Annotated in this window: 19 protein-coding genes and 1 pseudogene; 6 read left to right on the forward strand and 14 right to left on the reverse strand. The window is 62.7% G+C overall.

The genetic code is table 11. The features are described from left to right. Positions 1-182: 182 nt before the first annotated feature. Positions 183-443, reverse strand: a complete 261-nt coding sequence (locus BXY53_RS03765) for a glutaminase (protein ID WP_119060564.1) — start codon at positions 441-443, stop codon at positions 183-185. Between the two features lie 713 nt (positions 444-1,156). Between BXY53_RS03765 and BXY53_RS03770 the strand changes: the two genes are divergently transcribed. Beyond that, positions 1,157-2,779 carry an alpha/beta hydrolase gene (locus tag BXY53_RS03770; RefSeq protein ID WP_119060565.1) on the forward strand — a complete coding sequence of 541 codons (1,623 nt, stop codon included), beginning with the start codon at positions 1,157-1,159 and terminating at the stop codon, positions 2,777-2,779. Between the two features lie 17 nt (positions 2,780-2,796). Here the strand turns inward: BXY53_RS03770 and BXY53_RS03775 are convergent, their stop codons facing one another. The 3 genes from BXY53_RS03775 to BXY53_RS03780 all read right to left on the reverse strand — a co-directional run bounded on the left by BXY53_RS03775 (position 2,797) and on the right by BXY53_RS03780 (position 6,771). Further along, the gene (locus tag BXY53_RS03775; protein ID WP_170144326.1) at positions 2,797-3,687 is read right to left on the reverse strand and encodes a patatin-like phospholipase family protein; all 891 of its coding nucleotides are present in this window, start codon (positions 3,685-3,687) and stop codon (positions 2,797-2,799) included. Positions 3,688-4,351: 664 nt separating this feature from the next. Further along, positions 4,352-4,504 (reverse strand): hypothetical protein, encoded by a 153-nt coding sequence (locus tag BXY53_RS14080; protein WP_170144327.1) that lies wholly within the window; start codon positions 4,502-4,504, stop codon positions 4,352-4,354. A gap of 167 nt (positions 4,505-4,671) precedes the next feature. Beyond that, the gene (locus tag BXY53_RS03780; RefSeq protein WP_119060567.1) at positions 4,672-6,771 is read right to left on the reverse strand and encodes an alkyl/aryl-sulfatase; all 2,100 of its coding nucleotides are present in this window, start codon (positions 6,769-6,771) and stop codon (positions 4,672-4,674) included. Positions 6,772-7,550: 779 nt separating this feature from the next. Between BXY53_RS03780 and glsA the strand changes: the two genes are divergently transcribed. Together glsA and BXY53_RS03790 are read left to right on the forward strand one after the other, a co-directional pair. Beyond that, positions 7,551-8,573 (forward strand): glutaminase A, encoded by a 1,023-nt coding sequence (gene glsA / locus BXY53_RS03785; protein ID WP_245410346.1) that lies wholly within the window; start codon positions 7,551-7,553, stop codon positions 8,571-8,573. A 61-nt stretch (positions 8,574-8,634) separates the two neighbouring features. Continuing rightward, the gene (locus BXY53_RS03790; protein WP_245410347.1) at positions 8,635-10,326 is read left to right on the forward strand and encodes an MFS transporter; all 1,692 of its coding nucleotides are present in this window, start codon (positions 8,635-8,637) and stop codon (positions 10,324-10,326) included. A 70-nt stretch (positions 10,327-10,396) separates the two neighbouring features. Here BXY53_RS03790 and BXY53_RS03795 read toward each other — a convergent pair whose 3' ends face one another. Then, on the reverse strand, positions 10,397-11,104 hold the full coding sequence (locus tag BXY53_RS03795) for a Crp/Fnr family transcriptional regulator (protein ID WP_210209135.1): 708 nt from the start codon (positions 11,102-11,104) through the stop codon (positions 10,397-10,399). A 218-nt stretch (positions 11,105-11,322) separates the two neighbouring features. On the opposite strand from BXY53_RS03795, the gene BXY53_RS03800 reads away from it, so the two are divergent. Beyond that, positions 11,323-11,925 (forward strand): response regulator transcription factor, encoded by a 603-nt coding sequence (locus BXY53_RS03800; RefSeq protein ID WP_119060569.1) that lies wholly within the window; start codon positions 11,323-11,325, stop codon positions 11,923-11,925. Here the strand turns inward: BXY53_RS03800 and BXY53_RS03805 are convergent. The 9 genes and pseudogenes from BXY53_RS03805 to BXY53_RS03845 form a co-directional block, all read right to left on the reverse strand. Continuing rightward, complete coding sequence (locus tag BXY53_RS03805; protein WP_119060570.1) at positions 11,922-14,999, reverse strand: proton-conducting transporter transmembrane domain-containing protein; 3,078 nt, start codon at positions 14,997-14,999, stop codon at positions 11,922-11,924. The genes BXY53_RS03800 and BXY53_RS03805 overlap by 4 nt on opposite strands. After that, the gene (locus BXY53_RS03810) at positions 14,996-15,361 is read right to left on the reverse strand and encodes a sodium:proton antiporter (RefSeq protein WP_119060571.1); all 366 of its coding nucleotides are present in this window, start codon (positions 15,359-15,361) and stop codon (positions 14,996-14,998) included. Before BXY53_RS03810 ends, BXY53_RS03805 begins: the two co-directional genes overlap by 4 nt. Positions 15,362-15,376: 15 nt before the next feature. Continuing rightward, complete coding sequence (gene mbhE / locus BXY53_RS03815; protein WP_119060572.1) at positions 15,377-16,066, reverse strand: hydrogen gas-evolving membrane-bound hydrogenase subunit E; 690 nt, start codon at positions 16,064-16,066, stop codon at positions 15,377-15,379. Further along, the gene (gene mnhG / locus BXY53_RS03820; protein ID WP_119060573.1) at positions 16,063-16,404 is read right to left on the reverse strand and encodes a monovalent cation/H(+) antiporter subunit G; all 342 of its coding nucleotides are present in this window, start codon (positions 16,402-16,404) and stop codon (positions 16,063-16,065) included. The genes mbhE and mnhG overlap by 4 nt, the downstream gene beginning before the upstream one ends. Further along, positions 16,401-16,646 carry a Na(+)/H(+) antiporter subunit B gene (locus tag BXY53_RS03825; protein WP_119060574.1) on the reverse strand — a complete coding sequence of 82 codons (246 nt, stop codon included), beginning with the start codon at positions 16,644-16,646 and terminating at the stop codon, positions 16,401-16,403. Before BXY53_RS03825 ends, mnhG begins: the two co-directional genes overlap by 4 nt. Next, the gene (locus BXY53_RS03830) at positions 16,647-16,907 is read right to left on the reverse strand and encodes an MrpF/PhaF family protein (RefSeq protein WP_119060575.1); all 261 of its coding nucleotides are present in this window, start codon (positions 16,905-16,907) and stop codon (positions 16,647-16,649) included. Then, positions 16,900-17,397: a Na+/H+ antiporter subunit E gene (locus BXY53_RS03835; protein ID WP_119060576.1), complete on the reverse strand. Its 498-nt coding sequence runs from the start codon at positions 17,395-17,397 to the stop codon at positions 16,900-16,902. The genes BXY53_RS03830 and BXY53_RS03835 overlap by 8 nt, the downstream gene beginning before the upstream one ends. 46 nt (positions 17,398-17,443) lie before the next feature. Beyond that, a pseudogene (locus tag BXY53_RS03840) lies at positions 17,444-17,968 on the reverse strand (DUF1269 domain-containing protein). Between the two features lie 473 nt (positions 17,969-18,441). Continuing rightward, entirely contained in the window at positions 18,442-18,753 is a 312-nt protein-coding gene (locus tag BXY53_RS03845; RefSeq protein ID WP_210209136.1) for an Arm DNA-binding domain-containing protein, read from the reverse strand. Between the two features lie 46 nt (positions 18,754-18,799). Here BXY53_RS03845 and BXY53_RS03850 point away from each other — a divergent pair. Together BXY53_RS03850 and BXY53_RS14085 are read left to right on the forward strand one after the other, a co-directional pair. Further along, a protein-coding gene (locus BXY53_RS03850; protein ID WP_119060578.1) for an IS630 family transposase occupies positions 18,800-19,746 on the forward strand; the annotation gives its coding sequence in 2 pieces (ribosomal slippage) (positions 18,800-19,139 and positions 19,139-19,746; 948 coding nt in all). Between the two features lie 231 nt (positions 19,747-19,977). Beyond that, the gene (locus BXY53_RS14085; protein WP_170144328.1) at positions 19,978-20,127 is read left to right on the forward strand and encodes a hypothetical protein; all 150 of its coding nucleotides are present in this window, start codon (positions 19,978-19,980) and stop codon (positions 20,125-20,127) included. The last annotated feature ends 60 nt before the right edge of the window (positions 20,128-20,187 follow it).

Here is a 20,187-nt window from a genome sequence, read left to right on the forward strand (position 1 = left end):
ATGTCGTCCAGGCCGATTGGGGGCGCGCGCTGATAGCCCAAGGCATTGTTCCAGTGTGGCTTCTGCTCTTCCCGGTGTGGACGGCCGCCGGCGCTTCGCTTGAGCCTGCCAGCTTTGCCGCCGGCGTTGCGCTGGCGGATCAGGGCAAAGACGAAAGGCTTGGAGACGCTCTGGATCGAGAATTAATGGTCGGCGTCGCTGGCCTCATGCACCCCCCCGCTCACCCCGACGACGCACATGCCGAACAGAGCAGGATCGACCGTGGCGAGCGCGGGAATGTAGTCCGCCACAACCCCTTTATCGAGGTGGCGGTATTCGTCATAGGCCTCGCGCAGAAGACGCGCGACATGCTCGGGATCCGGCAGATGCCCGGTCGATACCGCGGCAATGGCGGCGTCCGCCCTTACATCCACCGGTTCGAAGATCGCAACGTCATCAGACATCGAAATCGCGTTAAGTTAGGGTTTTCAAGAACAGGAACTCGGATCGACTCCATCATGAAAAAACACGGTTCAGAATAATATTTGTCTAATATGACGCGAAATGTAAAAAAATATTGAGACATGGGTTGATAAGTGAAAATTTTTGCTAATTATATAAATCGAAGATAGTATAAATTGTGTTTTTTGTGTCTATATTATTTATTGTAAAAATTTATTACAATTTCAATATCAGCGTATAGTGGTAAATTGTCTCATCGTCGCGAAATGTCCGCCTGGCTTTTAAAGGGCAGCGACCGTCTTTTTGTCTTTATTGAGAGAAGGCGGGAAAACGCTTTCTTGGGATCTCTCCAAGTAAAGTGGTTTGTGACATTGTGGCGGGGCGCAGTCGATTCACGCTTCCGGGCCCCCGCGCTTGCCGGCGGACAGCCCGTTGGCACCGCGCAACCAGGATGCCTGGCTGCAGAGCTGCCATCTAGCTTCAAGAGACCTTGGCGGGTGGCAGCGGCGCGACGACACGAAAGTCGCGAGCTGTCGTGACGGATCGCCTGGGACAAGCCTGCCTGGCTTCCCGTTGGGCCCTGAGCGGACAGCACCGCAAGCCCCCGCGCATCATGCTCGAAGGAAGACGCGTCATGCGGCCCGTGCCCAAAGCAACCACTTCGACGAAGCAGCGATCACCAACCCGTTCCAGCTTCCTGGGTCGCCTGCCGACCATGACGGCAACGAGCGTGCTGCTGGCTGCCATCCTGTTCGCGGCGTCACTTACGCCATCGCTGATGCCGCGCGACGCCCTCATGCAGGGGCTCCTTGGCGGCGTCGCCGCGGCGGTCGGCTATCTGATCGCGACCGAACTGCTCGCGCTCGCCCGCTACCTGCTACTCCCGCGACTGCCGAATCAATGGCGAACCATCTACAACTGGGCGACCCCTGGTCTGGCCGCGGCCATTGCGATCTATGGCCTTTTCAAAGCGAACGATTGGCAGAACATCACGCGCGCGGCAGTCGGGCTTGCCCCGGTCGAGGAGACGCACCGGTTCCAGATCGCGCTGATTGCTCTTGGCGTTTTTCTCATCCTCTGGGTACTGGGGCATGTGTTCGCCTATTCCACAAGGAAGCTCAGCGCCTTTGCAAGGACGATTCTGCCCGAACGCATAGCCTTCGTGGCCGGGGCAGGGGTTGCGCTGTTCCTCTTCTGGTCGGTGATCGACGGCGCGCTTGTCCGCACGGCGTTTCGCGCGGCAGACGCCTCATTCGCGGCCGCCGAAATGCTGATCGAACCCGATATCCGCCAGCCGCAAGATCCCGGCAAGACCGGCAGCCCGGGCTCCCTCGTCAGCTGGCAGGAACTAGGACGCAGGGGGCGTGACTTCATCGCCCGCGGCCCGACGCGCGAGGAAATCGCCGCATTCTGGCCTAACCGTGCGCTGGAACCTCTGCGGGTCTATGTCGGCCGCCACGCCGCCGGGTCGCCGGAGGCGCGGGCCGATATTGCCCTGGAAGAGCTGATCCGGGTCGGCGGGTTTGATCGCTCGGTGCTCGTGGTCGCGATCCCGACCGGTACGGGCTGGCTCGATCCCGGCGGGCACGACACGCTGGAGTTCATCCTCGGCGGGGACGTTGCCACGGTCGCGGTACAATACTCATATCTCACCAGCGGCCTCGCTCTGCTCGCTCATCCCGATTACGGCATCGATCAGGCCAGAACGCTGTTCAATGCCGTTTATGAGCACTGGCTGAGCTTGCCCGGGGACGCGCGCCCGAAGCTATATGTACACGGTCTGAGCCAGGGCGCCTTCAACTCCCAGAAAACACTGCCCCTTCTGGATATGCTCGGCGAGCCGATCGACGGCGGCTTGTGGGCCGGGTCGCCGTTCTTCAGCCCCGTCTGGAACCAGGTGCGCACAGGCCGCAATCCAGACAGCCCCGACTGGCGTCCGCGATATGGCAACGGATCGCTGTTTCGAGTGGCGAACCAGAACGGCGCGGGGCTGGAAGAGGCGTCGGCGCCATGGGGGCCGATGCGGTTCGTGTTTTTGAACTACGGCAGCGACCCGATCGTCGCCTTCACCTATGGCTCGGCGTTTCAGCGGCCGGCCTGGATGGAATATCCCAGAGCCCCGGATGTGTCTGACGAGCTGACATGGTTCCCGATTGTCACCATGCTGCAGGTGGCGCTCGACACCTCTATCGCGCTCGATGTGCCCGGCTACGGCCATGACTATATCGCGCGCGACTACATCGACGCCTGGGCTGCCGTGCTCGATCCGCCGAACTGGAGCGATGAACGCGCGGCGGAACTCAAGGTGATCTTCGAGAAGCGCGGGCCGGCGCGTTAACCGTGGCGCTTCGCCCATCATTGATCGGCCAGCAGCGCGTCGACGCGGCGCTTGATGACGTCCTTCGCTGGCTCCGCCGCGGCGAGAATTTCGTCAATCTCATAGAAATCCATGCTGTTGAATGCCGAGATGTCCGGGCGCACCAGGATATCCGGTTGGACGTGGCGGAGCTTGGCATCCACCAGGGACCGGTGGACGATGTGCCATGCGCCGATCCACGCATCGAGCGGCCCCGGCACCGCGCGATCCGGCGAGGCCTGCTTGCCCGTCACATCGACGGCCACGGTAAACTGCGCGCTGCCGATGAGGATGTCGAAGGGCGTCGGATTGACGAAGCCGCCATCGATCAGCACCCGGCCGCCCAGCTCGACAGGCTTGAGCAGCACAGGCAGCGCAGAGGAAGCCGAGATCGCTGGCAGGAGCGGACCACGATCCAGGATGACCTGCTCCTGATCATGAAAATCGGTCGCGATCGCTTTGAACGGAGTTGAGAGGTCCTCGAAACGTCCCGGCAAGGTGTCAGGCAGGGCCGCGCCGAACAGGGCCTCCGGCTCCAGCACCGCCGCCTTCGTGAAGGCCAGCAGCTGGAACCATGACGTCGAGGGTCCGCCGAAGATGCGGCGCAGAACCTCAATACGTGATTTGAACAGGTCCGCGGTATAGAGCCGGATTTCACGGCCTCTCATCCCGCTCGCGTAGCAAGCGCCGATCAGCGCGCCCATGGACGTGCCGGCGAGGACGCGCGGGCGGATGCCCATTTCGTCAAAGGCTTCCAGGACCGGAATATGGGCAAGGCCCTTGGCCGCGCCGCCGCCCAACGCCAGCGCGATCGACCCGTCCCTCGGCCCGGCTTCGAACTGGGCTTCTCTCCAGTGTGCGTCGCCTCCAAGCTCGAACGCCGCCAGCACGCCGGACCGCGGCGCGGAACCTGTAACGGCGAATGCTGCTGCGGCGACTGATGACAACAAGATTTGTCTTCGAGACATCATGGGCGCGCATCCACCTTCCATGCGATATCGGCGGCGGCGTTGCTAAGATCTCGTTGCTTGCGTTGCCCTGAACAGGACAACCAATGCCTTATCCGGCACCGTGCCAGTTGCATTCAATAATCGCCTGATTTTTTCGCGCGGCGTGCTCCGGGTTGCGGCCGTCTCAGGTCAGGCTAGAGGCCTCGACATCTCCTCCATGATCCAGCACCCAGAAACCGCTGCAAGCGCAATCCGGTCCGCATCCCGAAAAGGTTCCGCGCTTAATTAAGTGACTGAGACCAGTTCCGATCCATTTTTCATCAGATAAGCTGGCAGGCCGCTGATGAACGAAGCGGACTTAGGTGCCACACTCAACTCATGGCTCAAGAGCGCTTTAGGCCATGGACTGGAACAACTGAGAAGGCGTTTTGAAATCTCGGACTCGCTTAGCTCGTTCTGTACGGCCGTGCAGAGATGGTTGCCCTCACACAGAAGATGTGTCCGTATTCGTCCCGAGTCTGACAAGCTGGCTTTAATGGAAAAAATCGAAAGCGCGCATGTGTGGGCCATGCAGCGAAGGGCCTCGCCCACGGGGCGCCTCGTCTCAGCGGCCGCTGACCGGTTGCGCTGCCCCATCGCCGGTGATGATCGCGGATTCCGTGGAGTCGTGGCGCATCGCCACGTAGAACGGCCGCGCCGGTGCGGTCAGCCAGTTGGCGCGCGTGCGGTTCAGCCGGTTTCTCGTGCTGGATGACAAGCGTCATCGCGCTGTCGCCGCTCTCGAGGGACCCTCGGAGTCCGGTCGCCGATCGCGTCGTTAAGGATGATGCGGCGGCCCCGCAGCATGGCACCCGGCATGAACATGTCGCCAGACGCGCGGATGAACACATCGTTGATCCTGGAGTCCGAGTCACGGCCGGTCGGTCATTCGGCGATCATCGACCCGACGTCGCCTTCGAACGGCTCCATTTCGGCGCGGACTGTCCGGGCTTTCGTGCCCGGCATGATCTCGAAGCGCGGGTCGAACTCGACCATCAGCTCTGCGAGCTGGCCGAGCACCCCGATGTCGCCGTCGGCCGTCGCTCGTCCGTCGGCCAGCAGCGCCTCGAAGGTGGCTTCCCCGGCCATCACCGTCTCCAGATCGGCGCGGTTGACCGTCAGCGTGAGTTCGGCGTCTTCGGCCTGATACCCGGCAATGTTTGTGAGCGTGGCGTTCGACAGCTCGACCACGAAGCGTTCGTCGTTATCGGGCGTGACGAGGTTCATCTTCAACTCCAGCCCCTCGGCGCGGCGGCTGTCCATCTTGATGGCAAGGAAGTTGAGGAACAGCTCCGTCGACATCGCACGGATCACGTCGGGGCTCGCGGACTCCACCGCCGCCCCCTGCGGTATCCCGCTGCGAAGCTCGTAGGCGGCCGCGAGGAAGCTGTTGCGCAACCCCGGGTTCTCCTGCTGGTAGCCGAGCTGCTCGAAGCAGTCCGCGAGCATGTCCTTGGCCGCGCCGTTCTCCGGCTCGGCCTGCACGAGCTTGTTGAGGATCTCGACCTCCAGCAGGTAGTCGCCGGCCCGATGCAGCGCGTCCGCCCGGGCCATGATGCGTTCCGCGCCGCCCATCATCTCGACATAGAGCGGGGCCGACTCCTCTGGCGACAGGGGGATCAGCGTGGCGGGGTTGCAGTCCCAGAAGCCGAGAAAGCGCTGGATGACGCCGCGCGAATTGTGCTCGGGCGAGCCGTGGTAGCCCCGGCAGTGCCACTTCTGCTGAAGGCTCTCCGGCATCTCGTAGACGTTGTGGATCTGGTTGATGGTCACGCCCTGGTTGGCGTAATGCAGCACCTGGTTGTTGAAATGCGCATACATGTCGCGCTGGTCGCGCAGCACCTCCTGGACGCGTTCGTTGCCCCAGCGCGGCCAGTGGTGCGAAGCGAACATCACCTCCGCCTCGCCGCCGAACAGGTAAAGCGCCTCGTTGATGTATTGCGACCAGTTGAGCGCGTCGCGCACCAGCGTGCCGCGCAGCGTGTAGATGTTGTGCAGCACCGCCGTAACGTTCTCGGCCATCCACAGCGCCTTGAGGTCCGGCAGGTAGGTGTTCATCTCCCGCGGCGCCTCGGTGTCGGGCGTGTTCTGGAAGATCATCCGTACGCCGTCGACCTCGAATTCCTCGATGGCTTCGGAGACAAGACGTGTCGGCGCGAGCAGGCTGTTGACGCCCGCGGGCACGCGGTGGCCGAGCCCTTGCGTGACGAAGCCGTGCTGGCCCGAGGGCAACAGCAGGCCGTACTGGTAGAACAGCCGCCGGTTCATCGCGTTGCCGGCAAAGACGTTTTCCGAGATCAGGAAATCCATGAAGCCGTTGGGGGCGACGACCTCCACGCGGCCCTCGGTCAGATCCTCCTCCGTGACGAGGCTGCCGACACCGCCCCAGTGGTCGGCATGGGTGTGCGAATAGATCACCGCGGTGATCGGCAGTCCCTCGCCCACATGCTCCTGGAGAAGCTCCCAGGCCGCCCGTGCCGTCTCGACGACGGTGCCCACGTCGAAGGCGATCCAGCCAGTGGCGCCGCGCACGAAGGTGATGTTGGCCAGGTCGAAGCCGCGCACCTGGTAGACGCCCGGCACCACCTCGTAGAGGCCGAAATTGTTGTTGAGCCGTCCAATGCGGGTCATCGACGGGTGGATCGAATCGAACTCGCCCGGCACGTCGAGAAAGTCGTAGTCGGACCGGTCAAAGGCCACGTTGCCGGCATCGGCCATGATCTGGCGCTCCGAGCGCTCGGCGATCAGCCCGCGCGCCTGTTCGTCGAAATCGCGGGTGTCGTCGAAGGGCAGCGTCGCTTTCGCCGCCTCGATCACGCGCATCGTGTGCTCCGAGGGCGCCTTGCCCTTGGGGTGGAAATGGCCGGGAAGCGCCTGCCGCGCCTCCTGCGCCTGCGCCGGACCTTCGGCGAACAGGGACCCGCTCAGTGCAAATGCCGCGCCCGTGGCGGGCAGCGTTTTGAGGATGTCTCGTCTCGTTGGCATGTCGGGCGTCCCTTGTCGTTGGGGGGGGGGGGGGAAATCAGCGTGTGGATCGGAGGTCACCACCTCTGGAAAAAGTATCATCCGTCGAGGACGAGGGGCCTGTGCAATTCGATGGGAAGCATGAAAATTGGGTTACATTTGAAGCGGAGCGCTGTAGACAAAGAGATCACATTGCGACATCTTATGTGTCGATTCTGAATAAATTTGGTCTTATGAATGAATGTTCATTCTTAAAAAATTCAAATATCAAACATTAGGCGATACAGCTTTCGCGAAAGTGAGCCTTTTCGACCCATAGGCTCACCGCGCACAGGAATGCAGTCGCCACCGCCTTGCGACCGGCACGGCTCCAATGTCCGCGTTCGCCGCCCGACGGTAGGGTCGGCCGGGTCGTGATGTCTGGAAATCACGGCCTAGCTGACAATGAAGGAATGGCTGTGCACGCGCGAGTGCGGCTCGAAGCAGAGGGCATCAGGGCTCGATCCGCCTTCGCTTCATTCGTTAGCTCTTGTGCGTAGATCCGCGGAGGAAAACAATACATAAATATTTGTATAATTTAAATTTTGATATTTATCAATTTATTGTCAGATTAAAAATATATAAAAATTGACATTCACAAAAAAAGGGAATGACGAAAATGTACTATCAACCTATTCCGCAATATCCGTTCGCGTCTGACTAAATTCTGGGCAAAACATCTCTGCAGATCCGACGCGTGGCAAATTCGATCCAATGGAGTTCCGACTTGTTTATGAAAATCCTGACTTAGAGGAATTTCGATGCCTGACGACGTTGCGATGTTCGAGCCGGTGGATGTCAGCGCGGAAGAAGCCATCGCCGCCGTATCGACCGGGCATCTGCCGGATCCCGAGCATGTGTCGCGTCTTCTGCGCGAGGCCTATGAGGAATACCGGCACCTCGATGAAGGGATCGTTGCCGACTACATTCCCGCTCTCGCCAAGGTCGATCCTGCTCTGTTCGGTATGTGCGTCGTCGGGGTGAGCGGGCGGGTGCATGAGGCCGGCGACGCCGACCATGAATTCTCCATCCAGAGCGTGTCCAAGCCTTTCGTCTTCGCCCTGGTCTGTCAGGCCCTCGGCGCGGAGCCGGTGCGCGAGAAGATCGGCGTCAACGCCACCGGCCTTCCGTTCAATTCCGTCATGGCAATCGAGCTGAACTTCGATCGCACCATGAACCCGATGGTCAACGGCGGCGCGATCGCGACCACCAGCCTCGCGCCGGGCACAACGGCCGAGGAGAAGTGGCGGTTCATCCGCGAAGGCCTGTCGCGCTTTGCCGGACGGCCGCTGGAACTGGACCTGGAAGTCTACGAGTCCGAAGCCGCAACGAACCTGCGCAACCGCGGCATCGCCAAGCTGCTCGAAGGGTACGGGCAGATGTACTTTGACGCGCTGGCGGCCACCGACATCTACACCAAGCAGTGTTCGCTGAATGTCTCGGCGAAAGACCTGGCGGTGATGGGCGCGACGCTCGCGGACGGCGGCGTCAACCCGATCACAGGCGAGCGCGTGATCGATACGCTGAACTGCCGGCACGTGCTTGCGGCGCTCGCAACGGCGGGCCTCTACGAGCGTTCCGGGGACTGGCTGTACGAGATCGGTCTGCCCGGCAAGAGCGGCGTCAGCGGCGGCATCGTCACGGTCGCGCCCGGCAAAGGAGCGCTCGGGACCTTCGCCCCGCCGCTGGACGCGGCCGGCAACAGCATCCGGGGACAACGCGCCACCAAGTACCTGTCCGAGGGCCTGGGCCTGAACCTGTTCGCCTCAAGTCCGGCCATATGAACCCGCCGAGGGGCTGACTCCCGGCAGGCGATGATCTGGGTAAGCGGGAGGAGTCAGTCACATGGTCACAGCAACGCAGCCGCCTGCTGCCGCGGGCAAGGCGGAAAGCGCGTCCTGGGCGCCGATGATCGCCATCTCGCTTGCCCAGGTGCTGATGTCGTTCAACGTCGCCGCCATTCCCGTGTCGCTCAGCGGCATGGTGGAAAGTTTCAACGCCCCGCCGACGACAATCGCAACCGGCGTGGTGATGTACGGCCTCGCCGTGGCGGCCCTCGTCATGCTGGGCGCGAAGCTCACGCAGCGCTTCGGCGCGCGCATCATCTTCCAGGTCATGACGGCGATATTCATCATCTCGCAGGCGATGATGACCTTCGCCCCCACCGCCACGGTGATGATCGCCGCCCAGGGCTTCGCGGGCGCGGCGGCTGCGGCGCTGGTCCCGTCACTCGTCGCGCTGATCGCCATTCATTACAGCGGCCCGCAGCAAGCCGTGGCCGTTGGAATGCTGGGCTCGGCACGGGCTATTGCGGGGGTCGCCGCGTTCACCATCGGCGGCCTGCTTGCCACCTTCGTCAGCTGGCGGCCGACATTCGCCCTGTTGATGGTGGTCGCGATCATCATTCTTGCGCTGAGCTTCAAGCTCAAGCGCGATGAAGGCCGGCCCGAGGTGGAGATTGACTGGATCGGGGTCTTGCTGACAGCCGTTTCCATCACCTTCATCAGCTTCGGCTTCAACAATCTGAACGGCTGGGGCCTTGCCGTTGCCACGCCGGCCGCGCCCTTCACGATCGCGGGCGTCTCGCCGGCGCCGATCATGATCGTCGTCGGCATCGTGCTGCTCCAGCTTTTCGTGCGGCGCTGCCGTCAGGTCGCGGCCGCGGGGAGAACGCCGCTTCTGGATCTTCGGGTGGTCATGTCGCCGGCCGAGCGCGCGGCGGTCATCACCATGTTCGCGATCGTCGCCCTCGAAGGGGCGATCAACTTCACCGTGCCGCTTTACATCCAGATCGTGCAGGGGCAGTCGCCGCTGGCAACCTCGATCGCGATGATGCCGTTCCTGCTGACGGTCTTCTTCACGGCAATCCTCGTCGTGCGCCTCTACGACAAGGTGACGCCGCGCACGATCGGCCGCGCAGGCTTCATGATCTGCACGGCGGCGCTGCTGTGGCTCGCCCTGGTGGTGCACAATGACTGGAGCACGATACCCGTGCTGATTGGCCTGATTGCCTTCGGCATCGGCCAGGGCGCGCTCGTCACGCTGGTCTTCAACGTTCTCGTGACCGCGGCGCCCAAGGAGCTTGCGGGCGATGTGGGGTCGTTGCGCGGAACGACGCAGAACCTCGCCAGCGCCGTGGGCACCGCCGTCGCGGCGGCGCTTATGGTCGGCCTGCTCAGCGTCAGCGTCATGCGGATGCTGGTCGACAACCCTTACATCCCGCCCGAGGTTCAGGCGCAGCTTAATCTCGACAACATCAATTTCGTCAGCAATGACAGGCTGTTGGGCGTCATGGAGGGTATCGGCGCGACGCCCGAGCAGGTGAGCGAGGCCGTGCGGATCAATACGGAGATGCGGCTAAGGGCCTTGAAGGTTGGTATGCTGCTGCTCGCCGCCATTTCGGCGTTGACGATCCTGCCCGCCGGCCGGCTGCCAAACTACAAGCCCGGCGAGATTCCTGTGAACCCGCCACAGCCAACGCCCGAGGAAGAGAAGCAAATCGTCCGGGATCTGGCACAGAAGGAGGCGGTCACCTGACTTTGCCAATGCTGGCATCTCTGGTGGTCGCGGTGCTGACTGACGCCCTCATCAGCGCCGCGAGCGTCACTTATCCAGGATCAGCCGGCGGGAAATCGCCGGTGCTAAGCGCCACCAGTCCCTGTCGGTCGACAATGCGGATCTGGCCGTAGCCGAGTTCGATCAAGCCCTTCTGCTGCAGACGCCGCATCACCCGCTGTAGCGTGGGCAGCGATAGTGCGACCAGTTCGGCAAGCTTTGCCTGCGAAATCTGGAGCGCCGATGCCCCCGCGGGTTTCAGCGCGTCGTGAAGCAGGAGCCGGCTCGCGACACGGCCTACCGAGGTGGGGGTCGTGAGGTTGGCCAGCAGCTGCAGCGCATTGCCGAAATTGGCCTCGACCAACTCGTAGAAGTCCTCGTAGAAACGCGGCTCATCCCGCACCAGTTGCCGGAGCGCCGTGTAGGGAATATGCAGCGTCTGCGTGGGCATTGCGGCAAACACCGAGACCCGCCGGGTCTTGTTCGTGAAAATTGCCAGTTCACCGACCCAAAAGCCGGGTTCGGCGCGGTGGATGGTGACCTCCAGCCCGTCAGAGCGCGGCACCACGATGTCGAGCGCCCCGCTGACAAGTCCGAACAGTCCGTTAGGCGGATCGCCGTAATGGTAAAGCGCCTCGCCCGGATTATAGCGGCGCAAGCGAACGAGTTTGGCTAAAGCGGCGCGATGTTCAGGGGAACGACCAGCGAACCAGCCACGCTCGGCGACCACGGCCAGCGCGGCACTCAAGTCTTCTGTCATGCGTTTGTCATATTCACCTAAGCCATATTGCGAAGACTGTACGCCGCGGGTCTGTAGCCGGTTCATCCCACGTCGAGACTAAACTGCATTCGGTCACGGACATATCAAATTTTCGCCAAAATCCATCAATTGACGGCGTTATTGGTCCATCGTTGGCGCTAGGGTCCAACCTCTAGCGTACTGCCAAGCCGAGGCAGGTAGCGGCCACGAGGGACCTTATGCGCCAGCGAGACATCGTCAGCGTCCTCACAAATGAACCTGAGGTTATTGACGCGCTTCTGTCCGACTCCGGGTTGAAAATAGAGTTCCATGACGAATTCCGTTCATTCATGAAAGCGCATGCACAGCGGACGGCATTCTGCGCCATGATTGACACGCACATGTCTGGCGTTTCTGTCGCGGATCTTTTCACCGCCAGTGTTACGGAAACACCGATTTTGATCCTTTCGGACGCCGACTGTTCACTTGCTCGCCAAGCGATGGAATTGGGCGCGATCCACCACATAAACAGGCCGTTCAGCCGGTCAGCCCTGTTGAACGCGATCGACCGGATACGAATGAACGGCCTGACGCAAGACAGACCACGCAGCGCGGTCCTTCATCATGATCGGGAATTGTATCAGCGTTTGACCGTTCGCGAGCGCGAGGTCATGCATCTGGCCATAAATGGTCACCCAAACAAAGAGATCGGATATCGGCTCGGAATCAGCCAAAGAACCGTGGAAGTTCATCGTGCGCGGCTGATGCGCAAGCTCAATGTCCGGAACTTGGCGGAACTGGTCCGGCTTTGCATCGAGAATGGCTGGTTATCAGATGCCTAGCCGGCCAGCACTGCGCGCGACGCAAAATACAGGACGAGGAAGTAGGCGAGCACAAGGAGTGCATAGAGTTGGCCATTCCCGGTGTAGACCCCGCGAATGAGGTCGGCCAGTGAGTGCGCTCCGGCAGCCGCTGCCGCCCAGCCCGATTGCGCGAGATTCGGCATCGCCCAGCCCGGCAGGGCGGGCATTGACAGGATCGCGTCGCGCAAGGCACCCGGAAAGCCCCCCGTCCGCGCCGCAAGCCACCAAAGCCCGCCCAGAATCGCCGCCGCCGCGAGCGTCGTCAGCATGACCGGCACAGGATTCCAAAGGCCGTAGATGGTCTGGAGGGGTTGGCCTTCCCAGACGAGGGTTGCGGCGAATTGCCGGTCGATCGCCGCGGAGACCGGGTCCATGAGCAGCTTGGGAAAAAGCGAAAGCACAAGGATGCCGCCGATCAGGATTGCCTGCGGCAGAAGAAGCATCACCGGCGCCTCGCGCAGCTCCGATACCGTATCCGCGCGCCTGCCGAGGAAGATCGCCGCGAACAGGCGCAGCATGTACCAAAGGCCGAGGAATGTCGCGAGCGCGCCCGCGACGGCAAGGGCGCTCCAGCCCTTTTCCATCATCGCACTGAGCAGAAGCCACTTCGCCCCGAAGCCCATCAGCGGCGGCAGTCCCGACATGGACAGAAGCGCCACGGCTGTTGCCGCCGCCGTCACCGGCATCGCGCGCAGCAAACCGCCGAGGTGATCAAGCCGCCGCGCGGGGCAACGCAGGATCACGCCGGCCACGGCAAGAAAGAGAATGCCTTTGACCAGCATGTGGCTCGCCACCAGGTAGAGCGCGGTGACCCAGCCGAGATGACTCATCAGCCCGATGGCGGTCACGATGTAGCCAAGCTGGCTCATACTCGAATAGGCGAGGAGGCGCTTGACGTCGTTCTGCGACAGCGCCATAAGCGCGCCTGCAACCGTCGTCGCCATGCCCATCCAGGCCAGCACAGGGCCGAAATCAGTATCTGCGCCTGACCTCAAGACCGCATAGCCGCCCAGCAGCAGGCCAAATATCGCGGCCTTGCTGACGACAGCCGAGAGCATCGCGGAAACGTCGTCCGGGGCGTCGGCATATGCGCCGGGTAGCCATACGTGGACCCCGAGCGCCGCCGCCTTCACGAGGAAGCCGGCCGTCATCAGCGCGATGCCCCAAGTCGCGTCCGGCCCCGCAGCCGTGAGCGCGGAGAGGTCTTGCGAGCCAGTCTGCGCCGCGACGATCGCGAAACCCGCGAGAAGGAGAAACGCGGCGGCCAGCGAAAAAACGAGGAACCGCAAAAGCTCAGGCCCCGATGCGCGGCCCTGCGCGATCAGCAGGAACGAGGAAAGCGTGACGAACTCCCAGGCGACGTAGAACGCCAGCCCGGTCTGCGCGCGCACGAGCGCCTGAATCGCGAGAAGCAGAACGGCCATCAGCGGATAGTGCCCCGGGCGCGGCTCCACACGGTGAAGGCCGGCAGCGGCGATGACCACGCCGCCGAACAGAAGGAGGGCGGCGAACAGGCCGGCAAGGCCGTCGGCCTCCGGCATCGCCAGCGTCCCAAGCAGTATGGCCGCGAGCACGGCGACGCCTTTCACGCGCGCCGGAAAGCCCTCCAGAAGGGCAAGCGCCGCCCCGACGATCACCGGCAACAGAGCCGGAACAATCCCGACGCCGGAAACGAAGGCCCCGGCCACCCCGGCGGCGACCAGCAGTCCCGCGAATACCAGTATGGGCAGCATCAGATGCCGCGGCGCGCTCTCGCTCTCGGGCGTTTCGGCGGGCGCAAGGCCCCGGATGAACCAGCGGAAGAGATAGGTCGCCTCCAGCAGCGATCCGGCGAGAATGGCCGCGATGAGGCCGTAGTCCGCGAACGCGGCAAGCTGCATGACAAGCTCCCATTTCGCCCAGAAACCGGGAAACGGGGGCAGTCCGGCGATCGCGACGAAGAACAGCGCCAGCAGAACAAGATGCAGCCGATGGCTGCGCGTCCGCAGTCCTTGCGAGACTTGCCACGCCTTCGCCGCCTTGGCGAGGCAGAACAGGCCGGCCTTGGCCAGCAGGTGATTGACGAACAGGCCGAACGCGATGAGCGGCATGATCTCGTCCGCGCCCGCACGCGTGAGCGCGGCAATGGCCAGCAGCATCAGCGCCATCTGACCGATGGAGGAATAGCCCAGAAGCCTCTGCGTCTTTTCCTGCCGCAGGCCGATGAGGTTCGAGACAACGAAGGTCAGCGCGGCCGAGAAGACAATCAGGTCGATATGCCGGCCAAACAGCGGCATGAGGTTCCACAGCGCAAACAGCATCCCCGCTGAAGCGCAAACGGAGAGAAAGGCGGCGAGGGCCGAAGGCGCGGTCTCGTAGACATCAAGCGCCCAGCCGTTGGCGGGCCAGGGCTTCAACTCCACGATGAGGCAGGCAAGAAGCATCACGATGGCCGTGCCCGCGATCGGCCCCGTCATTGCCGCGCGGCTTTGGGTCAGCAGGTCGATGTTGAGATGCCCCGTCGCCTGATAGAGCAGGATCGCGCCCAGCAGGAACAGATTGGACGCGATGACGGTGGCGATCACGTATTTGAAGCCCGCCGAGATCCCGGCGCGGCTGGTGGCCATGCCGAGTAGCCCATACGTGCCGACCGATACGATTTCGAGGAAGACGAACAGGTTGAACAGATCGCGCGTCATGATCATGCCGTTGATGCCCATGACGACGAGCAGAAACAGCAGTAGCCAAACGTAACTCGCCTTCAGCCGGTCCCAGAGCGCCACCGCGAGGAGGATCGCCACCGCGTTGACGCATGCCGCGACAGCGCCTTCGGCAAGGCCGAAACGCAGATTGATGGAAACGGGCGGCTCGGCGCCCGCGGTATGGATCTGGAATGGCGTTCCGGTGGCGACGACCGCGATCAATGGCACGAGACTGCAAAGCGTCAGCCCGATCAGCGCGATGAAGAAGCCGGCGTAGAGCCATGGCTTGCCCAGCCGGTGGAGCAGCGGGATGAGAAAGCCGCCGCCGATGCCGAACAGAAAAATGCCGATGGGCTGGAAAACGGCGCTCATCCACGCGACTCGCGGAAGGCGTCAATGTCGAGGGTGCCGGTCGCCCGGTAGAGCCGGATGGCATAGGCGAGCATCACCGCCGTCACCGCAAGGCCGATCACGATCGCGGTAACCGTCAGCGCCGATGTGACGGGGTCCACGAACTGGACGCTGGCCGGATCGACGTCGGCATCGAGGATCGGCGCGGTGCCGCCCTTCACATAGCCGGACGCGACGATGACCACGGCAACGCCGGTGTCGATCAGGGAAAACCCGATCACCATGCGCAGGATGTTGCGGTGGACGAGGACGCCCGCGAAGCCGATGAGGATGAGGCCGAAGCCCGCCGCCATCAGGATCGTGGATACCGGCAGGCCTGTCATCTCACGGGCTCCGGTTCAGCTTCTGAAGCGGTCTAGAACGACGCCGAGTTCCGCCGCCACCTTTATTCCGAGAAGCGCGGAAATCAGCGGTATCGCGCCGGCGCTGAGAAATGCGCCAAGCTGGCCCTGCGGCAGAAAACGCGGATCGAGAAAGCCGCCGGCGAAAATCATGCCCAGGATGCCGAGAACGACGAACAGAACGCCCGCGCCCGATTCCGCGACGCTCAGTGCGGCGACGTTGAGCGGTGTCCCCGGGTTCGCGATCAGGAGCAGCATCACCCCCGACGCCACGATGGCCCCGCCCTGAAACCCGCCGCCCGCCGAAAGGTGTCCGTTGAGGACCACATAGGCGCCGAATGTCAGGATGATCGGCAGGATGAACACCTTGCCGGTCTCGACGATCTCGCCAGCTTCAGTGGGCGTAAAGCGCGGCACGCGCCCATTCTCGCCGATCGGCTTGAGCAGTGGTCCCAGGCTTGCCGCGACCATGAAGAGAACCGCAACCTCGCCCAGCGTGTCGAAGCCGCGATAGGCCAGCAGAATGCCCGTTACGACGTTCGGGGTTGTCAGCGCTTCGGGGCTCAGGCGGACATAGGTGGCGGCGAGCACGCGCAGGCCATCAGGCTCGACATGCGCCCCGACCACGCGCGCAAAGACGATGCCGAGCAGCGCGACCGCCAGAAGCCCGGGGGCGGCGCGGCTCATTCGGACCGCCGGTCAGCGGGCCCGGAGAGCAGGTCGATCCGGTCGGCTTGCGTGTTGGGGGCCATCGGCGTTTTCGCGCGCACGCCCGAGCGCGCCAGCGCATGCGACGAAACCGGGTTGCTCACGAAAACGAAGAAGACGATCAGCACAAGCTTGGGAATCCAGGCCGGTTGGTAGATCGCAAGGCCCGCCAGCACCAGCGCCGCGCCCAGCGTCGTCGCCTTTGTGCCGGCCTGAATGCGCGTGAACGGGTCTGGCATCCGTAAGAGGCCAAGCCCTACCGAAAACAGGAAGAGCGCACCGAGAAATATGCATAGACTGCCTGCCAGCTCGGTCATTCTTGGCCCCAGTATCCGGTTTTGCGCAATGCGTAGAGAAAGATGAAGATCGACAACCCCGACCCGATGGCGGCCTCGGCCATCGCCACGTCGGGAGCCGCGAGCAGCAGGAAGGAAATGGCCGCGAACAGCCCGGCAAGTCCTGCGCTGACGATCGCCGCGAGCGGGCTGGAAAGGGCGACCGCTAGCACGCCGCTCGTGAGGATGCAGGCGCAGACCAACAGGATCATCGGCTCCAGCATTCACAGCCCCCTGTCGATGAAGCGCGCGATGGCCAGGACCGCGAGAAAGCTGAGAAGCCCGTAGACCAGCGCGACGTCGAGGTAGGCCGCGCGGCCGGCAACATGCGCATAGAGAGCGATCAGCACGATCACGATGATCGTCAGCATGTCGACTGCCACGATGCGATCCACCAGGGTTCGACCGATCACGAGGCGGATGACGCAGAAAACGATTCCGCAGCCGATCAGAAACACCGAGACATGGATCAGGAAATCAGCCAAAGGCCCTCGCAAGATGCGGCTCGAAAGCGCCCGTTATTTCGGCCGTGGCTTCTTCGGTATCGGTGGTCGTCAGATCGAGGACATGGATGAGGAAGGTCTCGCCTGAGAGATCAATCGCGAGAGTGCCCGGCGTCAGCGTGATCGTGCTCGTCAGCGCCAGCCGCCCCAGCGGCGTGGCCAGCTTCGTCCGGACGGGGATGATCCCCGGCGCCAGGCGAAGCCGCGGCGCGTAGATATAGGCCAGCAGTTTGAGGTTCGACCTGATGATCTCGCGCACGAACACGGCCGCATATCGCAAAAGCGCAAATGCGCGGCGCGGACACAGGCGCACATCGCGCCATATGTTGCTGTGGCGCGCCACGGCGATCGCGATGCCAAGCGCCAGCGCAACGCCAGCGGCCAAGCTGGCAGGCTCAAGCGACGCCCCAGCGGCGGCGATCCAGATCGCGAAGAGCAGAAGCCAAAGCGGGAAGATGCCTTGCGATGTCACTGCTCGCCCTCCACGGCTTGAACGCCATAAAAGTCAACCTGCCCGCCTAAGCGGCTGATGGCACCTTGGGCGCGAGCGCAGCCTTCAGCTTTTCTTCCTGCTCATTCGACAGTGATGTCCGCAGGACTGTGGGGTTAAACGGCTCGATCTCGGGAAGCACCTTATCGGGCGTTGACCGTCTCACCAGCACGAAAAGCGCGGACGAATCCTCGGTTATCGTCTCGCCCAGTTGCTTGATGAATTCATCGTCAATGCCGTGATCCTGGAGGCTGCCCGAAAGAGCGCCCATGCCGGCCCCGGTCAAACCGCCGACCGCCAGACCCGCGAGCGGGTTGAGCAGAAGAACGCCCACCAGCGTCCCGAAGATGATCCCCCAACTCGCACCGCTCATTGCCCCGATGGCTGTCAGATTGACGGCCTGCTTTTCGTGGATCTTGCCCTACGCATCGCGGACGACCACACAGGCGTCCTCCAGATCGATCAAATGCTCCTTCTGCATGCCGCGGAGCTTGGTCAAGACTTCGTCAGCGGTATCGGCACCGTTGAAGCTGAGTACGATGAGATCGCTCATGATCCGATCCTCTTCGAGGCCGACCTGCGGTCAGCTTGCTTTCCTGGAACAGACTCGAGAGCGTGCGCGGAACGACAGAGGCGAACAAGCATTCACCGTCGACACGGTGACAACTCGATGAATCGGACCGATCAAGCCAGCGTCGGTTTTGGTGCCGCCAGGGCGGGTGTCATGTCCGCGCGGTCATCGAATGCGAAGCCAAAGACCACACCCTGCATTGAGAGGGACAGTGACCTCCGGAGCCTCCGACGATTCGAAACACCACGTCCGCTTCCACCTCACTGGAGAAGCAGGCGGCCTGTCTGGAACTCCCTCAAGAGGTGGCAGAGCGCGAACCCGGCCGTGGCCAGGCCCGAGGTCCGATGATCGCGGGTAAGCAGAAGAGGCGCCTCTACAAGTTCGCTCTTGATACGCGTGAACGATCGCACGGCCGATTTATCTATCCACACATCATGGGGAGCTAGGGTCGAGGTTCATTGACGGGCGTGCTTGGGGTTCCGCCAGCTGCGCCGATGCACGCGAATGTATTCAGCAGCAAGTCCCGTGAAAGTCGGTCTGTGGCGTTCAGCCGCATTGCGTCCCGCAAACGGATCGCCGCCGTTCTTGACGAGCTTTCGCGCCTTGGCGGCTTTCTCGCGGGCCTCGGCCAGTTCGACATCTGGAAAGCTGCCGAGGCCCATGTCGCGGCGTCGGCCATTCACAGCGAAACGGTAGACCCATTTCTTTGCGCCACTGTTACAGCGGCGTCCCAACTGATTGAATCGGATTGGGGATTCACGAATCACGGGCGTTGTGATTCAAACTGTCTGCCGGAGGAGGAGGCCGGCAGACATGTCAAAGGCTCTTTCCCTTGATCTTCGCGAGCGGGTGTTGGCGGCGGTTTCAGCCGGCGCCAGCCATCGCGCCGCGGGGGCGCGGTTTGGTGTCAGCGCTGCGAGTGTCAGCCGCTGGCGTGCGCTTGCCCGCAAACATGGCGATGCCCGGCCAGGCCCGCTGGGCGGCGACCGTCGCACCGCACGCATCGAGGCGCAGGCAGCGCTGATCCGCCAGCTTGTCGCGGATACCCCGGACATCACCATCGAGGAGTTGCGCCAGGCGCTGGCCGAGCGCGGCCACCGGTTCGGCTACGTCACGCTCCAGCGCTTTCTGGTACGCCATCGGCTGACGCGTAAAAAAAGACCGCGCACGCCTGCGAGCAGAACCGGCCGGACATTCTGAGCCAGCGCGAGGCGTGGTTCGACGGCCAGCTCGAGCTTGACCCGGAGCGTCTCGTCTTCATCGACGAGACCTGGGCCAAGACCAACATGGCGCGGATTTATGGGCGCGCCCCGCGCGGACAGCGTCTGCGCATGGGGCTGCCCCACGGGCATTGGAAAACCACGACCTTCGTTGCCGGGTTGCGCCTGACAGGCATGGTTGCCCCGATGGTGCTTGACGGCCCGATCAACGGCCGCGCCTTCCAGGCTTACGTGGATCAGGTGCTCGTGCCCGAACTGCAGCCCGGCGATATTGTGGTGATGGACAATCTCGCCAGCCATAAAGGCGCGGGCGTGCGCGCGGCCATCGAAGCAGCGGGCGCGCGGCTGCTCTATCTGCCGCCATACAGTCCGGACTTCAATCCAATTGAGAACGCGTTCGCCAAGCTCAAGGCGCTGTTGCGCAAAGCCGCCGAGCGCACCGTCGAGGGCCTCTGGACCGCTATTGGCCGACTCATCGACGCCTTCACACCTCAAGAATGCGCCAACTACTTCGCCGCAGCCGGTTATGATCCAGACTGATAGGATTCCGCTCTAGAGACCAACAGTCTCAAGCCGCCACCGTCCTGGTAAACGCCTGGCTTGGCCGAGGCGACCTTTCGCGCCGTTAGTTTGTGCAGAGCCATGCATAGCGTCCCACTTCTCGTCCCCCATTTCGCACGGATTAGGCTGGACAGAATTGGATGGTCAAGGACGCTAAGTGTTGTACGAATGAGGATGATTTGTTCTTAGAGGACGTATCTGGACAATAAATTGGCGGACATCCTCTCCGCCACTTTCACTGAACATCTCTCTTTGTATCAAGAATTCCTGGGGCTCCTGCCCGTCTTCCGGTTCCTTATCCGCATTGCCGCGGGGGCGTTGATCGTCAGCTTTCTGCGGCTGCGCGTTTGCCAATTGTAGCTCGATCGCCTGCCGGCCTTCACAAAGGCGCGTCACGGACCAGCCACGCCACAAGCGGAA

This window comes from Dichotomicrobium thermohalophilum (genome assembly GCF_003550175.1).
In the GTDB taxonomy this organism is placed as follows: domain Bacteria; phylum Pseudomonadota; class Alphaproteobacteria; order Rhizobiales; family Rhodomicrobiaceae; genus Dichotomicrobium; species Dichotomicrobium thermohalophilum.